This window comes from Longimicrobium sp. (genome assembly GCF_036554565.1).
Taxonomy (GTDB): Bacteria; Gemmatimonadota; Gemmatimonadetes; order Longimicrobiales; family Longimicrobiaceae; genus Longimicrobium.
The window spans coordinates 1-2,081 of the sequence record NZ_DATBNB010000806.1 but is presented as its reverse complement, the minus strand read 5'-3'; the positions used below and the strand labels follow the sequence as shown (position 1 = coordinate 2,081).

The window sequence follows — 2,081 nt, the reverse complement described above, 5'->3', positions numbered from 1 at the left end:
TACACGGCCCACACGCTGCTGGGCCGCGGGCTGGCGGAGGACGCCGTGGCGCTGCGCGGGCTGCTGTCGCGCGCCGGAGGCCCGAGAAACGAGGCGCGGCGCGAGGAGTACGCCACCTTCCTGGCGGACGCGTTTTCGCGCGGGTCGCTGCGGGTGACGGTGAGCCTCAACCGCATCGGCGCCGAGGAGCGCGAGCGCGCCGCGGAGGCCATCGTGGAGGCGACGATGGAGATGTGGCACGGCTCGCTGGACGAGGTGACCGCGCCGTGGCCCACCAAGCGGGTGCCCCGCGAGCGGCTGGGTCCCGAGGGGCAGGCCGGCTGGCTGGCCATCCAGGGGGCGGAGCAGGCGTACCGCGCACGCTATCGCACGCGCACGGCGCGGGGGAACTGAATGCCGGGGGACATGGCAGATTCGCTGATCGGCACGCAGGACCTGCATTCGCACACCACGTTCTCGGACGGCGACCTGCCACTGGAGCGGGTGGTGGCGCTGGCGCGGGAGCGCGGCGTGCAGATCGGCATCGCCGACCACATCTCGCGGCGCAACACCGAGCGGTTCGTGGCCACCGAGGCGGCGCTGCGGCGCTACCAGGACGCGCTGGAAGACGTGCCGGTGTTCCGCTCGGGCGAGTTCTGCTGGTGCGACGACTTCATCCAGGAGCTGCCCCAGGAGCTGCTGGACCGCTTCGACTACCGCATCGGCAGCAACCACGGCTTTCCGCTGCCGGGCGGGGGGATGGGCTCGCCCTGGTGGCAGACCCTTCCCGAGCCGTGGAACCAGAAGCCGCAGGAGCTCATGGACGTGATGGTGAGCGAGCTGTGCCGGATGGTGCGCACCATGCCCATCCACATCGCGGCGCACAGCACGCTCACGCCGCCGGCCCTGTACGACATCGAGCCGGACGTGGGGGCGTGGTGGACGGACGAGCGGGAAGACCGGTACGTGGAGGCGCTGGCGGAAAGCGGGGTGGCGCTGGAGATCAGCAACCGCTACCGTCTGCCGCACGACCGGCTGCTGCGCAAGGCGGCGCAGGCGGGGGTGCGCTTCTCGCTGGGAAGCGACGGGCACACCGATAAGCAGGTGGCCCGGCTGGAGTGGGCCGCCGACGCGGCGCGACGGGCGGGCTTCGGCGAGGCGCAGCTGTTCGTCGCCGAGCGGCGGCGTTGATGGAGCACCAGGGGTTCTGATCGATACGCGGGCTGACGAAGACCACACGGGGAGAGGGACGATGCAAGACGACCAGGCGGGCGGGCCCATCGGCGGCGGACCCACGGGGCACGGGGCGGCGGGGGGCGGAGCTCCCGTAGGCGGGGGGCCCAACTACGGGCACTCGGGGGGGCATGCGAGCGACGACGACCTGGTGTCGCGCCCGGCGGTGCCGCCCAGCGATCCCACGGCGCTGCGCCGCGACCCGGGCGCCATCCGCGCCGAAGACACCGAGCCGTACATCGGCCTGCAGTACATCGCGCGGCTCTTCAAGATCGTGGCGATGATCGTGCTGGTGGCCATCATCGCCGAGGTGGTGGCCGGGCTGATGTTCGAGGCTTCGTCGGAGGCGCCCGCATGGCCGGAGCTGGCGCTGAACCTGCTGGCCGAGGTCATCCAGGGCGGCGTGCTTTCGGCCATGCTGTGGGGCGCGGGCGACCTGACGCTGCTGCTGATCGACGTGGGCCACGACGTGCGCGCCGGCCGCGTGCTGCTGGGCCGCATGTCTGCCCGCATGAACGCGCCCGACATGGGCAACATGCGCCGCGAGCGCTCCGCCGAGCGCGGCGGGCCCGGGGCCGGCCCCGCCGCAGCGCCGGGCGGTGAGCCGCACCCGGAGCCCCGTTCCGGTCCGCGCTGATCCGCTCGTTCGGAAAACCGAAGAGAGTTTCACGCAGAGGGCGCAGAGAAGACAGAGAGGACGCAGAGGCTTTGGTCAGCCCTCTGCGTCCTCTCGTTTCCCTCCGCGGCCTCTGCGTGAAACTGCCGTTCGGGGCCGTGGATCAGCGAACGATGATCCGCTCTTCCACCGTGCGTTCCGTCGCCGCGTTCAGGTTGCCGTCCCGCACCCGGCGCCCGTACACGCGGATCGT

3 protein-coding genes are annotated in these 2,081 nt (G+C 72.1%); all 3 read left to right on the top strand.

All coding sequences use genetic code 11. The features are described 5' to 3' along the window. Positions 1 to 393, top strand: a 393-nt coding sequence (locus VIB55_RS22875) for a hypothetical protein (RefSeq protein ID WP_331878993.1), incomplete at its 5' end; no start/stop codon positions are given. A 12-nt stretch (positions 394 to 405) separates the two neighbouring features. Further along, a complete protein-coding gene (locus VIB55_RS22870; RefSeq protein ID WP_331878992.1) occupies positions 406 to 1,170 on the top strand; it encodes a hypothetical protein in 765 nt (254 codons plus the stop codon). A 61-nt stretch (positions 1,171 to 1,231) separates the two neighbouring features. Further along, positions 1,232 to 1,849 carry a hypothetical protein gene (locus tag VIB55_RS22865; protein WP_331878991.1) on the top strand — a complete coding sequence of 206 codons (618 nt, stop codon included), beginning with the start codon at positions 1,232 to 1,234 and terminating at the stop codon, positions 1,847 to 1,849. Positions 1,850 to 2,081: the final 232 nt, after the last annotated feature.